We start from the raw sequence: 16655 nt of genomic DNA on the forward strand, positions 1-16655 counted from the left end.
TTCCGTTCCCGTTTCACGCACCCGTAGGAAAACATAGTGAGCCGTCGTCGCGTCGTCGTCACTGGGCTTGGCCTTGTGTCTCCGGTCGGAAACACGGTTGCCGAAGGCTGGGCCAACCTGGTTGCCGGCAAGTCCGGCATCGCCACCATCACCAAATTCGATCACTCCGCGCTTTCCGTGCACTTTGCCGGTGAAGTGAAGGGTTTCAATGCCGAGGACTACATCCCGGCCAAGGAAGCCCGCGCGATGGATACCTTCATCCATTTCGGCATTGCGGCCGGCACGCAGGCGCTGAAGGACAGCGGCCTGGAAGTGACCGAAGCCAATGCCGAGCGCATCGGCGTGCTGGTCGGCTCGGGCATCGGCGGCCTGCCGTTGATCGAAGAGACCCACGCCGTGCTGACCGAGCGCGGTCCGCGCCGGATTTCGCCGTTCTTCGTGCCTGGCTCGATCATCAACATGATCGCCGGCCACCTGTCGATCATCCACGGTATCAAGGGCCCGAACCTGGCTGCCGTGACGGCTTGCACGACCGGCCTGCACAGCATTGGCCTGGCCGCCCGCCTGATCCAGGCCGGCGATGCCGACGCCATGCTGGCGGGCGGTGCCGAGTCGACCGTGTCGCCGCTGGGCATCGGCGGTTTCGCCGCTGCGCGTGCGCTGTCGACGCGCAATGACGATCCGGCCGCCGCTTCGCGTCCGTGGGACAAGGACCGCGACGGCTTCGTGCTGGGCGAAGGCGCCGGGGTGATGATGCTGGAGGAGTACGAGTCGGCCAAGGCGCGCGGCGCGCGCATCTATGCCGAGCTGATCGGCTTTGGCATGAGCGGCGACGCCTACCACATGACCGCGCCGAACATGGACGGCCCGCGCCGTTGCATGGTCAATGCGCTCAAGGACGCCGGCATCAATACGGACCAGGTGCATTACCTGAACGCCCATGGTACGTCTACACCGCTGGGCGACAAGAACGAATCCGATGCGATCAAGGCCGCATTCGGGGACCAGGCCTACAAGATGGTGGTGAACTCGACCAAGTCGATGACCGGCCATCTGCTGGGCGGTGCCGGCGGCCTGGAATCGGTCTTCACCGTGCTGGCGCTGCACAACCAGGTGTCGCCGCCGACGATCAACCTCGACAACCAGGATCCCGAGTGCGACCTGGACTACGTGGCCAACACGGCGCGCGAGATGAAGATCGAGGTCGCGGTGAAGAACAACTTCGGTTTCGGCGGCACCAACGGCACGCTTGTTTTCCGCCGCGCCTGATCCGAGGTTGAGGCGGGCCCTTCGCGGGCTGCGCCAGGGCAGGGTCCACCCGTTGTGGTGGACCCTGTTCGTGTTTTGTGCCGGCGAAATGCTGGCGCTCGCGCTGCTGGCGCGGACGCTGGCCGCTGTAATAGCCGGCAGTCAGGCTGGTTTCCATTGGGGGCATGCCGCCATGGCGCTGGCACTCGTGCTTGCCGCAGCGGCAACGGTGCGTGCCTGGCCGGCGTGGTGGTGCAGCCTGCGCTGGCGCTGCACGGCAGTGCTGCATGCGCCCGACGGCAACGGCCCATTGCGGATCCGCCTGCAAGGGCCGGGTGATGCCCGGCACGAGGCTGTGGTCAGGCAATGCTGGCAGGCCGGCGGCGCCGCTGTCGTGCGCCTGGCGCCCGGAGCGCCCGGGATGCCCGGCGCCATCTTTCTTCCCTGGCAGGCAGGTTCGCCCGAGATGGCGCGGCGGTTGCAACGCGCCGCCAGAGTTGCACTGCGGGTGCAACCTGAGATGCCGGCAGGGGAACGATTTTGTTAGCTTGCGGTCACAGGATGCGCGTTGCTTCACCGGGCGGGCTTAGAATCGTAGGTAAAATACAACGTTTGTCGTGACGACCAAACCAAGAGATACACTGCAGGTGAGCCATACGTGAGCGAACGCGAAGCCGATCAGCTCCTAGTTGAACGCGTCCAGCAGGGCGACAAGCGGGCCTTTGAACTTCTGGTGACCAAATACCATCGGAAGATCATTCGCCTGATTTCGCGCCTGGTCAGGGACCCCGCTGAGGTGGAGGATGTGGCGCAGGATGCCTTTATCAAGGCATACCGCGCGTTGCCCCAGTTCCGCGGGGAGTCGGCCTTTTATACGTGGCTGTACCGGATCGCCGTCAACACGGCCAAGAACTACCTTGCCACCCAGGGCCGCCGCCCGGAAGCGTCCAGCGATATCGATGCAGAGGAGGCTGAAACTTTTGCGGACGGTGAGCAACTAAGGGATATCAATACGCCGGAATCGATGCTCCACACACGCCAGGTCGCCGAGACGGTGAACCGCGCAATGGAGGCGCTTCCGGAGGAATTGCGGACCGCCATCACGCTGCGCGAGATCGAGGGCCTCAGCTATGAGGAGATCGCCGAAGCGATGGGATGTCCGATCGGCACGGTGCGTTCGCGGATCTTCCGGGCGCGCGAGGCGATTGCCGAGAAATTGCGTCCGCTGCTGGGAACGGCAGAGGGCAAACGGTGGTAGTAGTCGGGTAGTCAAGAAGAATGTCGTGCGGCCAGCGTTGCAGCGTATTCCTGCATCGATAAGCGACAGAAGTGACGGGATTATCGGTGTTCAATGGAATGTCTTGGGGTGGGAAATGGGTCAGGCTCATAAGCAGTCGGTTCATGTAGTGGAAGCAGCGGAGCAGATCTCCGTATTGATGGATGGCGAACTGGCGCCGCACGAAGTCGATGCCGTGCTGGGCCTCGCGAAAAGCGATGCCGGCATGTCCGACTGGGCCACTTACCAGTTGATCGGCGACACGCTGCGTTCGGAAGACCTGACGCACGCGGGTTCCACCTCTGCTTTCCTCTCTCGTTTCTCGGCGCGCCTGGAAGCCGAGCCGCATGTACTGGTGCCGGCAGTGGCGCAGGCCAGCGCCCGCCACCGCCTGCTGGTCAGGCCGTCGTGGGTGCGCCGCGTGATGCCGGGCACCGCGATCGCCGCCGCCGTGGCAGCGGTCAGCTGGGTGGTCGTGCCGCAGATGCGCGGCCCCGCCACGCTGGCCACGCCCGATGCCGTGGTGGCACGCGCCGACCAGCCGGCCAGCCCGGCCTCTGGCATCGTCACCGTGGCGGCGGAAACTCCCCAGATGATCCGCGACCCGCGCCTGGACGAATACCTGCGTGCCCATCGCACGTCGGTGGCAACGGATGCGTTCGTGCCCACCATGCGCACGGTTGCCAACGGTGCAAACTTCACTCAGGAAAATACGCAGGAATAATGCCGGACATGCATAAAGGAGGGTCGCCCGCCTATGTAGCGGGCGCGCAGAAAATCAGGGCCCTGCGTAGGTCCTTTTTTCTGGCCTTGTGTCTGAGCGCTGCCGCGGCCACCGCACAGCCTTCAGACAGTACGCTGAACCGACGCGACGCCACCGCCTGGCTCAACAAGATCCACAAAGCCGCACAGCGCGAGAACTATGTCGGCACGCTGATCTACCAGCGCGGCAGCGTCATGCACGCCTCGCGTATCCAGCATTACAGCGATCTCGTCCACAACGAGTACGAACGCCTGGAAACGCTCGACGGCAAGCCGCGCGAGGTGCTGCGTCAGAATGACGTGGTGCACAGCCTGATCCCCGAAGCCAAGCTGGTGGTGGTGGAGAAGCAGGAGGCCAAGGATCGCTTCCCGGCGCTGCTCGCCACCAACAAGAACGACGTGCTGGACCTGTACGACATGCGCAAGATGCCCGCCGAGCGGGTGGCAGGCATGGAGTGCGAGGTCTTCGCGCTGGAGCCGCACGATGCCGCGCGCTATGCGGTGCGCCTGTGGGCGGAGAAAAACTCCGGCCTGCTGATGCGCGCGCAGACCATCGGCGATGGTGGCAAGGTGCTGGAGCAGGTCGCGTTCTCGCAGGTGCAGATCGGGGTGCCGTCCGAAAAGCAGCATATCCTCGGTGCGATCAAGAATTCCAGCAGCTGGAATCGCTATGAGGTGACCTACCAGCCGACCAATATCGCCGACGAGGGCTGGTCGATTGCGGTGCCGCTCAAGGGCTTCCAGAAGATCCGCGAAGTGCGCCGTCCGCTCGGCGAGCTGCGCGCACCCGCGCCGGGCAACGCGCGCGGCCAGGTCTTCGAAGTGCTGCAGGTCGTTTACAGCGACGGGCTGACCGGCCTGTCGGTCTTCATTGAACCGGTTTCCGAGCAACGCGTGCGCCGCGAGGGCGTGGCAGCGCTCGGCGCGACCCAGGTCGTGGTGCGCCGAATTGCCGATTTCTGGATTACCGTGGTGGGCGAGGTGCCGGCGAGCACCGTGCGGCAGTTTGCGACGGCCGTGGAGTACCGCCCGCCCAAGGCGGTACACTGAGCTTGACGCAGGTGCAGCCGACGCCGCCGGACTCTGTCCCGGCGCCGGCTCTTCATGAAACCTGCGCAGGGGTCCCCGCCACGGGATCACATCCAGACGGTTTTTCTTCTATTCGCTGAATCCCGGGAGTTGTCGATGATGTTCAGATCTCCAGCCCTGGCGCGGGCCGTGGTCATGGCTGCCATGATGCTGCTCGGCCCGACTGTTGCCGAAGTCAGCCATGCCCAGGCTGCCGCCTCCAACTACAACCTGCCCGATTTCACCGACCTGGTGGAAAAGGCCAGCCCGGCCGTGGTCAATATCCGCACCACGGAACTCGTGCGCCAGCGCGGTGCACCCGGCGGCGATGACGAGATGGCGGAATTCTTCCGGCGCTTCTTCGGTGTGCCGATGCCCGGTGCCCCGGCGCCCGGCGCCCCCCGCCGCGGCCAGCCGCCACAGCAGGAAGAGCAGAGCCGCGGCGTGGGTTCGGGCTTCATCATCAGCCAGGACGGCTACGTGATGACCAACGCGCACGTGGTGGCCGACGCCGAAACCATCTATGTGACGCTGCCCGACAAGCGCGAATTCAAGGCCAAGCTGATCGGCTCGGACAAGCGCACCGACGTGGCGCTGCTCAAGGTCGAGGCCAGCGGCCTGCCGCGCCTGCCGCTGGGCGATTCCAACAAGGTCCGCGCCGGCGAATGGGTGCTGGCGATCGGCTCGCCGTTCGGGCTGGACAACAGCGTGACCGCCGGCATTGTCTCGGCCAAGGGCCGCGACACGGGCGACTACCTGCCGTTCATCCAGACCGACGTGGCGGTCAACCCCGGCAATTCCGGCGGCCCGCTGATCAACCTGCGCGGCGAGGTGATCGGCATCAACTCGCAGATCTACAGCCGCAGCGGCGGCTACATGGGCATCTCGTTCGCAATCCCGATCGACGAGGCGATGCGCGTGTCCGAGCAGCTCAAGAGCTCCGGGCGCGTGACGCGCGGGCGCATCGCCGTGGCGATCGGCGACGTCACCAAGGAGGTGGCCGATTCGCTGGGCCTGGGCCGTGCGCGCGGCGCGCTGGTCGGCAGCGTCGAGCCGGGCGGTCCTGCCGAGAAGGCGGGCATCGAAGCCGGCGACATCATCCTCAAGTTCAACGGCCGCGATATCGAGCGGGCCTCGGACCTGCCGCGCATGGTGGGCGAGACCAAGCCGGGCACGCGCGTGCCGCTGCAGCTGTGGCGCAAGGGCGCGGTCCGCGAGGTCACCATCACCGTCACCGAGCTGGAGCCGGACGGCAAGGCCAAGGCTCGCAGCGGCGCAACGCCCAAGGACGACAGCGCGGCACAGGCCGGCAAGCCCAATGCGCTTGGCCTGGTGGTCAACGACCTGCCCGAGGCACGCCTGAAGGAGCTCAAGCTCAAGTCGGGCGTCGAGGTGGAAGTGGCCGACGGCCCGGCGCTGCGTGCCGGCATCCGTCCGGGCGACATCATCCTGCGCCTGGGCGATACGGATGTGACCAACGCCCGCCAGTTCAACGAGCTGGTGCGCAGCCTGGACAAGAACCGGATTGCCGCGGTGTTCGTGCGGCGCGGCGATGCCACCCAGGTGCTGACGCTGCGTCCGGGCGCCACGTCCAGCCGCTGATCCGCAATGGCCGGTATGCCTGCGCTGACACTGTACGGTCGGGCATACTGCCACCTTTGCGAAGACATGAAGGTCGCGCTGGAGCCGCTCCGGCGCGATTTTTCTTTCGCCCTGCACGAGGTGGATGTCGATGCCGATGCGGGGCTGGAAGACCGCTTTGGCGAACTGGTGCCGGTGCTGATGCCGGGCACCCCAGCAGACTTGCAGGGCGGCGCCGTGGAGCTTTGCCACTATTTCCTCGACGAAGCTGCCGTAAGGGTGTGGCTTGCCGCACATGGCAGCGCGCGCACAACCCGCTGATCCCCGTCGGTAACCGCCGCCAACCGCGCCACGCCGCCATTTGACGACCCGGAAGTCATTGAAAATCCGGTAAAATTGCGGATTGGCGCAAAAATTGCACCCCCCGAACCTGCGGTACGTCCGCGCCCGCCTTGCGGCGCGCGGCGCCGGGCCGCTCAACCGCTTGTTGCCGCGCGGGCTCTCACGCCGGCGCCCCCCTGAACACTAGATGGACCATATCCGTAATTTCTCGATCATTGCCCATATCGACCATGGGAAGTCCACCCTGGCCGACCGGATCATTCAGCTTTGTGGAGGGCTGTCGGATCGGGAGATGGAAGCGCAGGTCCTCGATTCGATGGATATCGAAAAGGAGCGCGGCATCACCATCAAGGCGCAGACCGCTGCGCTCAGCTACAAGGCGCGCGACGGCAAGGTCTACAACCTGAACCTGATCGACACCCCGGGACACGTCGACTTCAGCTATGAAGTGAGCCGCTCGCTGTCCGCCTGCGAAGGCGCGCTGCTGGTGGTCGACGCCTCACAGGGCGTTGAGGCGCAGACCGTGGCCAACTGCTACACCGCGATCGAGCTGGGCGTGGAAGTGGTGCCGGTGCTGAACAAGATCGACCTGCCGCAGGCCGACCCCGATAACGCGATCCAGGAGATCGAGGACGTGATCGGCATCGACGCGCAGGACGCCACGCCGTGCTCGGCCAAGACCGGGCAGGGCGTGCAGGACGTGATCGAGGCGCTGATCGCCAAGGTGCCGCCGCCCGAGGGCGACGCCGACGCGCCGCTGCAGGCGCTGATCATCGACTCGTGGTTCGACAACTACGTCGGCGTGGTGATGCTGGTGCGCGTGGTCAACGGCACCCTGCGTCCCAAGGACAAGGTACTGCTGATGGCCAACGGCTCACAGCACCTGGTCGAGCAGGTGGGCGTGTTTACGCCGAAGTCGATCCCCCGCGATGCGCTGACGGCGGGCCAGGTGGGCTTTGTCATCGCCGGCATCAAGGAACTGAAGGCGGCCAAGGTGGGCGATACCATCACCACCATGCAGCGCAAGGCCGAAGCGCCGCTGCCGGGCTTCAAGGAAGTCAAGCCGCAGGTGTTCGCCGGCCTGTACCCGGTTGAGGCCAACCAGTACGAGGCGCTGCGCGAGTCATTGGAAAAGCTGCGGCTCAACGATGCCTCGCTGATGTTCGAGCCGGAAGTGTCGCAGGCGCTGGGCTTCGGCTTCCGCTGCGGCTTCCTCGGCCTGCTGCACATGGAGATCGTGCAGGAGCGCCTGGAGCGCGAGTTCGACATGGACCTGATCACCACCGCGCCGACGGTGGTGTACCAGGTCGAGATGCGCGACGGCACCGTGATCACCGTGGAAAATCCGGCGAAGATGCCGGACCCGAGCAAGATCGAGGCGATCCTGGAACCGATCGTCACCGTCAACCTGTATATGCCGCAGGAATATGTCGGCTCGGTGATTACGCTGTGCACGCAGAAGCGTGGCTCGCAAATCAACATGAGCTACCACGGCAAGCAGGTGCAGCTGACCTACGAGATCCCGATGGCGGAAATCGTGATGGACTTCTTCGACCGCCTGAAGTCGGTGTCGCGCGGCTATGCGTCGATGGACTACGAGTTCAAGGAATATCGCCCGTCGGACGTGGTCAAGGTCGACATCCTGATCAACAGCGACAAGGTCGATGCGCTGTCGGTGATCGTGCACCGTTCGAACTCGCAATACCGCGGCCGCGAGGTCGCAGCCAAGATGCGCGAGATCATTCCGCGCCAGATGTACGACGTGGCGATCCAGGCCGCCATCGGCGCGAATATCATTGCGCGCGAAAACGTCAAGGCGCTGCGCAAGAACGTGCTGGCCAAGTGCTACGGCGGCGACATCACGCGCAAGAAGAAGCTGCTGGAGAAGCAGAAGGCGGGCAAGAAGCGGATGAAGCAGGTCGGTACGGTCGAGATCCCGCAGGAGGCTTTCCTGGCCATCCTGCAGGTGGATGACAAGTAAGAAGGCGCCGTGAGCAGGGCAGTGCCACGCGCGGCGGCTTGCCGCCGTGGTGAAAGAACAGGCTGTACCAGGATTTCAAAAAACCAGAAGCCGTCATGAATTTTGCACTGATCCTTTTTGTGCTGGTGGTGATTACGGGCGTCGCGTGGGTTGCGGACAAGCTCGTGTTCGAGCGACAGCGCCGCTCTTCGGCGCGGCTGGCGCTGGCCGAATTCGATTCGCGCCAGGCCGACCTGCAGGGCCGCTTCGGCGCGGCGGAAGCTGACGCCACGCGCAAGCGCCTGGCCGAGGAAAAGCTGCGCCAGCCGTGGTGGCTGGAATATTCGGCCAGTTTCTTTCCGGTGATCCTGGCGGTGTTCGTGCTGCGCTCGTTCGTGGTCGAGCCGTTCAAGATCCCGTCCGGCTCGATGATCCCGACGCTGCTGATCGGCGACTTCATCCTGGTCAACAAGTACGAGTACGGCATCCGCCTGCCGGTGGTGAACAAGAAGGTCATGGACATGGGCGAGCCGCAGCGCGGCGACGTCATGGTGTTCCGCTACCCGAAAGACCCGTCGCTCGACTACATCAAGCGCGTGATCGGCGTGCCAGGCGACGTGGTGCAGTATGCCAACAAGCGCCTGACCATCAACGGCAAGCCGGCCGAGTACGCCGCGCTGCCGGATTTCCTGGACGAGGAGCGCCTGGCATATTCCAGGCATTTCCGCGAAAAGCTGCCAGGCAGCGTCGATCATGGCATCCTGAACGACGCCGACCGCCCGGCGTTTATCGCGGGGGCGGACCCGGATTTCCCGTACCGGGAAAACTGCACTTACAATCAGCAGGGCGTGACCTGCAAGGTACCTGCAGGTCACTATTTCGTCATGGGTGACAACCGGGACAACAGCCTGGATTCCCGTTTCTGGGGGTTCGTGCCGGATGAGAATATCGTCGGCAAGGCCTTTGTGATCTGGATGAACCTCGGCAATTTCGGACGCGTGGGAACGTTCAAATAAGAATCCCCGCGGCGCAAGAACACTCAACGCAAAACGAGGACGAGCGCATCATGGGTCAACTTGGGAAGGTGGTGGGCAGGAATCCGGTACGACGCCGGGCAGGCATGGGCGGGTTTTCCGTCTGGACGCTGCTGGTGATCGTGGTGTTCGTGATCGGGGTGGCCTTGCCGGCCCTGCGCGCGATCCCGAGCCTGGTGGAGTATTTTTCGGTCAAGCGCGCCGCCAGCTATGCCAAGCAGCGCGCCGCCAACAAGCGCGAAGTGGCCGATTTTTTTGAAAAGCAGGCAGCCATCGACCGGATTACCGCAGTCAAGGCCGAGGACCTCCTGATCCGGGAAGACGAGAACGGCACCATCCAGTCGGTCGATTTCTCGTACCGGACCGAGGTGCCCGTCTACGGACCCCTGAGCCTACTGATTACCTATTCAGGAACGCAGCACTGATATGAACCTTGACGCCTTGCAGCAACGACTCGGCTACCGATTCAGCAAGCCCGAATTGCTGCAACAGGCGCTGACGCACCGCAGCCACAGCGCCCAGCACAACGAACGCCTTGAATTCCTGGGCGATTCGGTGCTCAACTGCGCCGTGGCCGACATGCTCTATGGCATGTTCGGCAAGCTCGACGAGGGCGACCTGTCGCGCGTGCGGGCCAACCTGGTCAAGCAGCAGGCCCTGTACGAGATCGCCCAGATGTTGCAGCTGTCCGACACGCTGCGCCTGGGCGAGGGCGAACTCAAGAGCGGAGGCTTCCGCCGTCCGTCCATCCTCGCCGATGCGCTCGAAGCGATCGTCGGCGCGGTCTTCCTCGACGCCGGCTTCGACGCCGCGCGTGCGCTGATCCGCAAGCTCTATATCCCGATCCTGGAGCAGGTCGACCCGCGCACGCTGGGCAAGGACGCCAAGACCCTGCTGCAGGAGTACCTGCAGGGCCACAAGATCGCCCTGCCGCAATATAACGTAATCGCCACACACGGGGCCGCGCACAGCCAGCAGTTTGAAGTCGAGTGCACGGTGCCTAAACTGGAAGTCCGGGTGTTTGGCACCGGCGCCTCGCGGCGCGCTGCCGAGCAGGCCGCCGCCAAGCTGGCGCTGGACGAAGTCCAGAAGCTGGTGCCGCAGCTGCTCAAGCGCAGCCGCGCCGAGCGCACCGGCAAGACCCGCAAGCAACCCGTGCCGCAGGACCCACAGCTGTCTCTCAGGTTGAAGGAATGACCGAATCTACCCATCCGCAGCAAGACGCGGCGGATACCCCGGCCGCGGCGTTCCGCTGCGGCACCGTGGCCATCGTCGGCCGCCCCAACGTGGGCAAGTCCACGCTGATGAACGCGCTGGTCGGCCAGAAGATCAGCATCACCTCGCGCAAGGCGCAGACCACGCGCCACCGCATCGTCGGCATCCAGACCACGGATGACGCGCAGTATGTGTTCGTCGACACGCCGGGCTTCCAGACCCGCCACGCCAGCGCGCTGAACCGTTCGCTGAACCGCGCGGTCACGTCCACGCTGTCGTCGGTGGACCTGGTCCTGTTCGTGGTCGAGGCCGGCTACTACGGCGCCGACGACGAGAAGGTGCTGTCGCTGCTGCCGAAGAACACGCCGGTGCTGCTGGTCGCCAACAAGCTGGACCGCGTCAACGGCGAGAACCGCCTGGAAGTGATGATGCCCTTCCTGGAAAAGATGGGGCAGCAGTTCCCGTTCCGCGAAGTGGTGCCGATGACGGCCAAGACCCACGACCATATCGCGCGCCTGTTCGAGATCATCCGGCCCTACCTGCCGGAAGGCGAGCCGATGTACGACGCCGACGCCATGACCGACCGCAGCGAGCGCTTCCTGGCCTCGGAGATCATCCGCGAGAAGGTGTTCCGCTGGACCGGCGACGAGCTCCCGTACACCAGCACCGTGATCATCGACAAGTTCGAGACCGAAGGCCGCCTGCGCCGCGTCTTTGCCACCATCCTGGTCGAGCGAGACGCGCACAAGGCCATGATCATCGGCAACAAGGGCGCCAAGCTCAAGCAGATCTCCACCGAGGCGCGCCTGGACATGGAAAAGCTGTTCGACGGCAAGGTCTACCTGGAAATGTGGATCAAGGTGAAGAGCGGTTGGGCCGACAACGAAGCAGGGCTGCGCGCGTACGGCTACGAGTGAGCACAACAGCGAGCGACCAGTGAGCAAGACGGCTGACATCGCGCGCGCGCCGGCGCCGGCGCCACGGTCCCGCCGCGCCGACCCCGTGGTCGACGAGGCCGCCGAACTGCTCGACAGCAGGGCGCTGCCCGGCATGGCCGACGCTGCCGCGCGCGCGATGATGGATCGTGCCATGCGCATCGTGCCGGCCCGGCCCGAGTCGCGCGTGGCCGAGCAGCCCGGCTTTGTGCTGCACGCCTGGCCGTATCGCGAGACCAGCCTGATCCTGGACCTGTTCACGCGCGACTACGGCCGCATCTCGATGGTGGCCAAGGGCGCCAAGCGCCCGCACTCCGCGTTGCGTGCGGTGTTGCAGCATTTCCACCCGGTCTCGGTGTCATGGAGCGGCCGCGGCGAGGTCAAGACCCTGACCAAGGCCGAGTGGGTCGGCGGCATGCCGCCGCTGGCCGGCGATGCGTTGCTGTCGGCGTTCTACCTGAACGAGCTGCTGATGCGCTTCTGCCCGCGCGAGGATGCGCATCCGGCCTTGTTCCGCCATTACCTGACGACGCTGACGCGGCTGGCGCACGGCGAGCAAGCCGGGCTGGTGCTGCGCAGCTTTGAACGCGTGCTGCTGCAGGAAACTGGCTTCGCGGTTGCCTTTGACCAGTGCCTGAGCACCGGCGAGCGGGTCCAGCCGGGCCTGGACTATGTCTACCAGCCAGAGCGCGGCGTGCGCCGCGCGCAGCCGAGCGACCCGTCGTCGTGGCCGGTGGTGACCGGCCAGACCCTGCTGGACATGGCGCAGGACGATTACAGCCGCGCGCAGACCGCCGCGCAAAGCCGCGCGCTGATGCGGTTCCTGCTGCATTATTATCTGCAAGGCGCGCCGCTGAAGACGCGCCAGATTCTGATCGACCTGCAGTATCTCTGACCGACTCAAGAACCATCCGACTTACTCCTGCACCTGCTCGCATGATCTTCCACGCAAATCCGGGCGTCATCGACCTTGGCGTCAATATCGACCACGTCGCCACGCTGCGCAACGCGCGCGGCACCGTGTACCCCGATCCCATCCGTGCCGCGCTGCTGGCGGAACAGGCCGGCGCCGACCTGATCACGCTGCACCTGCGCGAAGACCGCCGCCATATCCGCGATGCCGACGTGCGCGCGCTGCGCCCGCAACTGGCCACGCGCATGAACCTGGAATGCGCGCTCACGCAGGAGATGCTCGACATCGCCTGCGAGATCCGTCCGCAGGACGTATGCCTGGTGCCGGAGCGCCGCGAGGAAGTGACCACCGAGGGCGGGCTCGATGTGGCCGGGCGTTTCGAGCAGGTCAAGGCGGCGTGCGCGCAGCTGGCCGGTGCCGGCATCCGCGTGTCGCTGTTCATTGATGCCGATGCCGACCAGATCGCCGCGGCGGCCGCGTGCGGCGCGCCGGTGATCGAGCTGCATACCGGCCGCTATGCCGATGCGCATACGCCCGATGAGCAGGCGCTCGAGTTCCGCCGCATCGCCGATGGCGTCGATGCGGGCCAGAAGCACGGCCTGGTGGTCAACGCCGGCCATGGCCTGCACTACACCAATGTGCAGCCGATCGCCGCGCTGCCCGGCATCAAGGAGCTGAACATCGGCCACGCGATCGTGGCGCATGCGGTGTTCGCGGGCTGGGAGAACGCGGTGCGCGAGATGAAGGCCATCATGGTCGCCGCGCGCCTGGGCACGCGCTATCCTGCCGCGGGCGCGCCGGCGTGATCTACGGCGTCGGCACCGACATCATCCAGATCGCCCGCGTGCAGGGCGTGATGGAACGCACCAACGGCCGTTTCGCCGAGAAGGTGCTGGGCCCCGATGAGCTGGCCAAGTACCACGCGCGCAAGGCGCGCTCCGAGAAGCGCGGGCTGGCCTTCCTGTCCACGCGCTTCGCTGCCAAGGAGGCGTTCTCCAAGGCCATTGGCCTGGGCATGCGCTGGCCGATGACGTGGCGCGCCATGGAGCTGATGAACCTGCCGTCCGGCGAGCCCACGCCGATATGCCATGGCGAGCTGGCCGCATGGCTGGCGGAACGCGGGCTCTCCGTGCGGGTCAGTGTCAGTGACGAGCACGACTTTGCCGTCGCCTTCGCCATTGCCGAGCGTGCGGGCGGGGCGGCTTCCCAACCTACAGCCTTGTGAATCCAACAACTTCCATGTCCAAGAAGAACTCTGGCAAGCGGCCGGGCCCGGTGGTCCTCGACGTCGTCGGCAAGCAGCTCGACGCGGAGGACTTGCGCCGCATCGCGCATCCGCTGACCGGCGGCGTGATCCTGTTCGCGCGCAATTTCGAGTCGCGCGCGCAACTGCAGGCGCTGACGCGCGCCATCCGCGCGGTGCGAGACGACGTGCTGATCTGCATCGACCATGAGGGCGGGCGCGTGCAGCGCTGCAAGACCGACGGCTTCACCCACCTGCCGGCGATGCACTGCCTGGGCGAGCTGTGGGAGCGCGACGTGCTGGCCGCGACCAAGGCCGCCGTGGCCTGCGGCTATGTGCTGGCCGCCGAACTGCGCGCCTGCGACATCGACCTGAGCTTCACCCCGGTGCTGGACCTGGACTACGGCCGCAGCGCCGTGATCGGCGACCGCGCTTTCCACGCCGATCCGCGCGTGGTGTCGATGCTGGCCGGCCACCTGAACCATGGCCTGCTGCTGGCCGGCATGAGCAACTGCGGCAAGCACTTCCCTGGCCACGGCTATGTCGAGGCCGATTCGCACGTGGCGATCCCGGTCGACGAGCGCTCGCTGGACGAGATCCTGGAGCAGGATGCGCGCCCGTACGAGTGGCTGGGCCTGTCGCTGTCGTCGGTGATGCCGGCGCACGTGATCTACCCCAAGGTCGACCCGAACCCGGCCGGCTTCTCGCGCTACTGGCTGCAGGACGTGCTGCGCGCCCAGCTGGGCTTCGAGGGCGTGATCTTCAGCGACGACCTCAGCATGGAAGGCGCCAGCGTCGTCGGCAATGTCACTGAGGCCGCGCGCGCCGCGCTGACCGCGGGCTGTGACATGGTGCTGATCTGCAACCACCCGGAGCGCGCCGACCAGTTGCTGACCGAGCTGGACGTGGGCATCGACAAGACCTCGCAGCGCCGCATCCGCAAGCTGTTCGCGCGCAGGAAGCCGCTGGACTGGAACAAGCTGCACCAGGAGGGCGAGTACCGCGCCGCGCTGCGCACGCTGAAAGAGCACGACCTGATCGCCTGAACGGGGCCGCGTGCACAAACAAAAAGGGCAGCCGAGGCTGCCATTTTTGTTGACCGGCCCCGCGCTGAGGCGGGGTGAGGCAAGCGCCTTAGTTGGCGCGGCTGCGGTATTCGCCGGTGCGGGTGTCGATTTCGATCTTGTCGCCGATGTTGCAGAACAGCGGCACTTGCAGCTCGAAGCCGGTGTTGATCTTGGCGCCCTTGAGCACCTTGCCCGACGAGGTGTCGCCCTTGACCGCCGGCTCGGTGTAGACGATCTCACGGACCAGCGTGGTCGGCATTTCAACCGAGATGGCCTTGTCGTTGTAGAACACCACTTCAACGTTCATGCCGTCTTCGAGGTAGTTCAGCGAGTCGCCCATGCTGTCCTTCTCGACTTCGTACTGGTTGTAGTCGGCGTCCATGAACACGTACATCGGGTCAGCGAAGTACGAGTAGGTGCATTCGCGGCGCTCCAGCACCACAACTTCGAACTTGTCGTCGGCCTTGAACACCGACTCGCCCGGTGCGTCCGTCAGCAGGTTCTTGTACTTCATCTTGACCACAGCGGCGTTGCGGCCCGACTTGTTGTATTCGGCCTTCTGCACGACCATCGGATCGCCGCCGATCATGAACACGTTACCGACGCGGAGTTCCTGTGCGATTTTCATCTGAACTGTTTTCCTGAAATAGAAAGTAGGAATTTGGAATGGCGAAGGCGCGCTGCCGGCATCACCTGCGGTGAGCCTGTGAGCCCCAACGAGAGGCGTTCACGCGCTCGCGACCCCGTGCTCAGCTTGCATTCAGGTCTTCGCCCAGTGTCGGTCTGACGCCTGGGAAAGGCCCTGGTTCTCCGGCCCAGGTCGCCATTTGAATCAACCGATCATTTTACCCGATTTTCGCAAAACGCCACCAGGTTGGCGGCAAGATCGCCAGGATGCTGCAAACGCCGCTCCCAGCGCGCTGCGATCGCGGCAAGTGCCGGCAGGTGCGCACGCAGACGCGGCCAGTCCGCGGCATTGCCGTAGCCGTTCCAGGCGTGCCAGAAGTCCGTCAGCGCGGCCGCTGCTTCCGGCGCCACGCCGCCCTGGCCGAACAGGTCGAGCCAGGCGTCCAGCTTGACCCGGTGCGCGGCATCGTCCTGCGGGTAGATATGCCACACCAGCGGCCGCGCCGCCCATTGCGCGCGCACGAAGGAATCCTCGCCGCGCACGAAGTTCAGGTCGCAGGCCCACAGCAGTTCGTCAAAGTGCTCCTGGCGTACGAAAGGGATCAGCTGCACGCACAGGCTGCCGCGTTCCACCGGGTCGCCAATCCGCAGCGGGGCAGCCAGCCATTCGGCGACCTGGTCCGCGGCCAGGCCTGCGGGCACCAGGCAATGGACCGCCTCGGCGGCATCGCGCCATTGCTCCAGCAGCGCGGGCAGGGCCGGGTTGCGGTAGGCAAACAGGCTCACGCGCAGCGCATCGGGCCGGGGCGTCACGCTCAGCCGGTGCCACAAGGCCGCCTGGGCAGCCGTGCCGCCGAGGAAGGCGGCGCGCTGCGCGCCCAGCATCGATTCCCGCAGCAGGCCGCCGGTGCCGGGCTCGAAGCCGGGGAAGAAGAAATGCTTCACCAGCGGCAGCCGGGGATGGGGCGAGGGCATCGCATGGTGCTCCCGTACCCAGGGCTCGGCGCTCAGGTATTCCAGGTTGATCCAGGCGGGTTTGGGGTCACGCGCGGCCATGCGGGCCAGGAAGGCTTGCGGCACATCACAGGCGAAGGCTTCGATGACGGCATCGTGTGGCTCGACCCCGGCGGTGTCATCCACGCTGTCGCCACCCGGCCGCCACGGACGGATCTCCACGCCCGCCAGGCGCTGCACCGTGGCGCCGGTATCGAGTTCCGGCGCCAGCCGCGCGAAGCTGGCCAGGTCATCGACCCACAGCCGCACCGCGTGCCCGTGTTCCTGTGCGAGCTGGCGTGCCAGCCGCCAGCAGACGCCGATGTCGCCGAAATTGTCGATCACGGTGCAGAAGATGTCCCAGGAGCGGATAGGCATGGCGGGTGAGGGG

At 65.5% G+C, this 16655-nt stretch carries 18 protein-coding genes; 16 read left to right on the plus strand and 2 right to left on the minus strand.

Going from position 1 to position 16655, the window contains the following annotated elements; all coding sequences use genetic code 11:
* The first annotated feature begins 36 nt into the window (after positions 1 to 36).
* The 16 genes from fabF (at position 37) to nagZ (ending at position 14623) form a co-directional block, all read left to right on the plus strand.
* Positions 37 to 1269: a beta-ketoacyl-ACP synthase II gene (gene fabF / locus AC3WRI_RS13185; protein WP_010814680.1), complete on the plus strand. Its 1233-nt coding sequence runs from the start codon at positions 37 to 39 to the stop codon at positions 1267 to 1269.
* A gap of 52 nt (positions 1270 to 1321) precedes the next feature.
* Positions 1322 to 1795 carry a hypothetical protein gene (locus AC3WRI_RS13190; RefSeq protein WP_231881359.1) on the plus strand — a complete coding sequence of 158 codons (474 nt, stop codon included), beginning with the start codon at positions 1322 to 1324 and terminating at the stop codon, positions 1793 to 1795.
* Between the two features lie 111 nt (positions 1796 to 1906).
* Positions 1907 to 2506: an RNA polymerase sigma factor RpoE gene (gene rpoE, locus AC3WRI_RS13195; RefSeq protein WP_010814682.1), complete on the plus strand. Its 600-nt coding sequence runs from the start codon at positions 1907 to 1909 to the stop codon at positions 2504 to 2506.
* Between the two features lie 115 nt (positions 2507 to 2621).
* Entirely contained in the window at positions 2622 to 3248 is a 627-nt protein-coding gene (locus AC3WRI_RS13200; RefSeq protein ID WP_010814683.1) for a sigma-E factor negative regulatory protein, read from the plus strand.
* Positions 3249 to 3256: 8 nt separating this feature from the next.
* Positions 3257 to 4336, plus strand: a complete 1080-nt coding sequence (locus AC3WRI_RS13205) for a MucB/RseB C-terminal domain-containing protein (protein WP_011615723.1) — start codon at positions 3257 to 3259, stop codon at positions 4334 to 4336.
* Positions 4337 to 4471: 135 nt separating this feature from the next.
* Complete coding sequence (locus AC3WRI_RS13210) at positions 4472 to 5956, plus strand: DegQ family serine endoprotease (RefSeq protein ID WP_010814685.1); 1485 nt, start codon at positions 4472 to 4474, stop codon at positions 5954 to 5956.
* Positions 5957 to 5971: 15 nt separating this feature from the next.
* Positions 5972 to 6256, plus strand: coding sequence for a glutaredoxin family protein (locus AC3WRI_RS13215; RefSeq protein WP_010814686.1), 285 nt, complete (start codon positions 5972 to 5974; stop codon positions 6254 to 6256).
* Positions 6257 to 6464: 208 nt separating this feature from the next.
* The gene (gene lepA / locus AC3WRI_RS13220; RefSeq protein WP_010814687.1) at positions 6465 to 8258 is read left to right on the plus strand and encodes a translation elongation factor 4; all 1794 of its coding nucleotides are present in this window, start codon (positions 6465 to 6467) and stop codon (positions 8256 to 8258) included.
* Positions 8259 to 8353: 95 nt separating this feature from the next.
* Positions 8354 to 9253 carry a signal peptidase I gene (gene lepB / locus AC3WRI_RS13225; protein ID WP_011615721.1) on the plus strand — a complete coding sequence of 300 codons (900 nt, stop codon included), beginning with the start codon at positions 8354 to 8356 and terminating at the stop codon, positions 9251 to 9253.
* A 50-nt stretch (positions 9254 to 9303) separates the two neighbouring features.
* The gene (locus AC3WRI_RS13230) at positions 9304 to 9696 is read left to right on the plus strand and encodes a DUF4845 domain-containing protein (RefSeq protein WP_037024639.1); all 393 of its coding nucleotides are present in this window, start codon (positions 9304 to 9306) and stop codon (positions 9694 to 9696) included.
* Between the two features lies 1 nt (position 9697).
* Positions 9698 to 10468, plus strand: a complete 771-nt coding sequence (gene rnc / locus AC3WRI_RS13235; RefSeq protein WP_010814690.1) for a ribonuclease III — start codon at positions 9698 to 9700, stop codon at positions 10466 to 10468.
* Positions 10465 to 11403 (plus strand): GTPase Era, encoded by a 939-nt coding sequence (gene era, locus AC3WRI_RS13240; protein ID WP_010814691.1) that lies wholly within the window; start codon positions 10465 to 10467, stop codon positions 11401 to 11403. The genes rnc and era overlap by 4 nt, the downstream gene beginning before the upstream one ends.
* Before the next feature lie 19 nt (positions 11404 to 11422).
* Positions 11423 to 12316, plus strand: coding sequence for a DNA repair protein RecO (gene recO / locus AC3WRI_RS13245; RefSeq protein WP_010814692.1), 894 nt, complete (start codon positions 11423 to 11425; stop codon positions 12314 to 12316).
* Positions 12317 to 12357: 41 nt separating this feature from the next.
* Complete coding sequence (gene pdxJ, locus AC3WRI_RS13250) at positions 12358 to 13140, plus strand: pyridoxine 5'-phosphate synthase (protein ID WP_011615719.1); 783 nt, start codon at positions 12358 to 12360, stop codon at positions 13138 to 13140.
* Entirely contained in the window at positions 13137 to 13559 is a 423-nt protein-coding gene (gene acpS / locus AC3WRI_RS13255) for a holo-ACP synthase (protein ID WP_010814694.1), read from the plus strand. The genes pdxJ and acpS overlap by 4 nt, the downstream gene beginning before the upstream one ends.
* 14 nt (positions 13560 to 13573) lie before the next feature.
* The gene (nagZ, locus tag AC3WRI_RS13260) at positions 13574 to 14623 is read left to right on the plus strand and encodes a beta-N-acetylhexosaminidase (protein ID WP_011615718.1); all 1050 of its coding nucleotides are present in this window, start codon (positions 13574 to 13576) and stop codon (positions 14621 to 14623) included.
* An 88-nt stretch (positions 14624 to 14711) separates the two neighbouring features.
* On the opposite strand, the gene efp is transcribed toward nagZ, so the two are convergent.
* Both efp and earP read right to left on the minus strand, forming a co-directional pair.
* Positions 14712 to 15272 (minus strand): elongation factor P, encoded by a 561-nt coding sequence (gene efp, locus AC3WRI_RS13265; protein ID WP_010814696.1) that lies wholly within the window; start codon positions 15270 to 15272, stop codon positions 14712 to 14714.
* A 212-nt stretch (positions 15273 to 15484) separates the two neighbouring features.
* Entirely contained in the window at positions 15485 to 16642 is a 1158-nt protein-coding gene (gene earP / locus AC3WRI_RS13270) for an elongation factor P maturation arginine rhamnosyltransferase EarP (RefSeq protein WP_010814697.1), read from the minus strand.
* Positions 16643 to 16655: the final 13 nt, after the last annotated feature.

The organism is Cupriavidus sp. FW305-27, assembly GCF_058787995.1.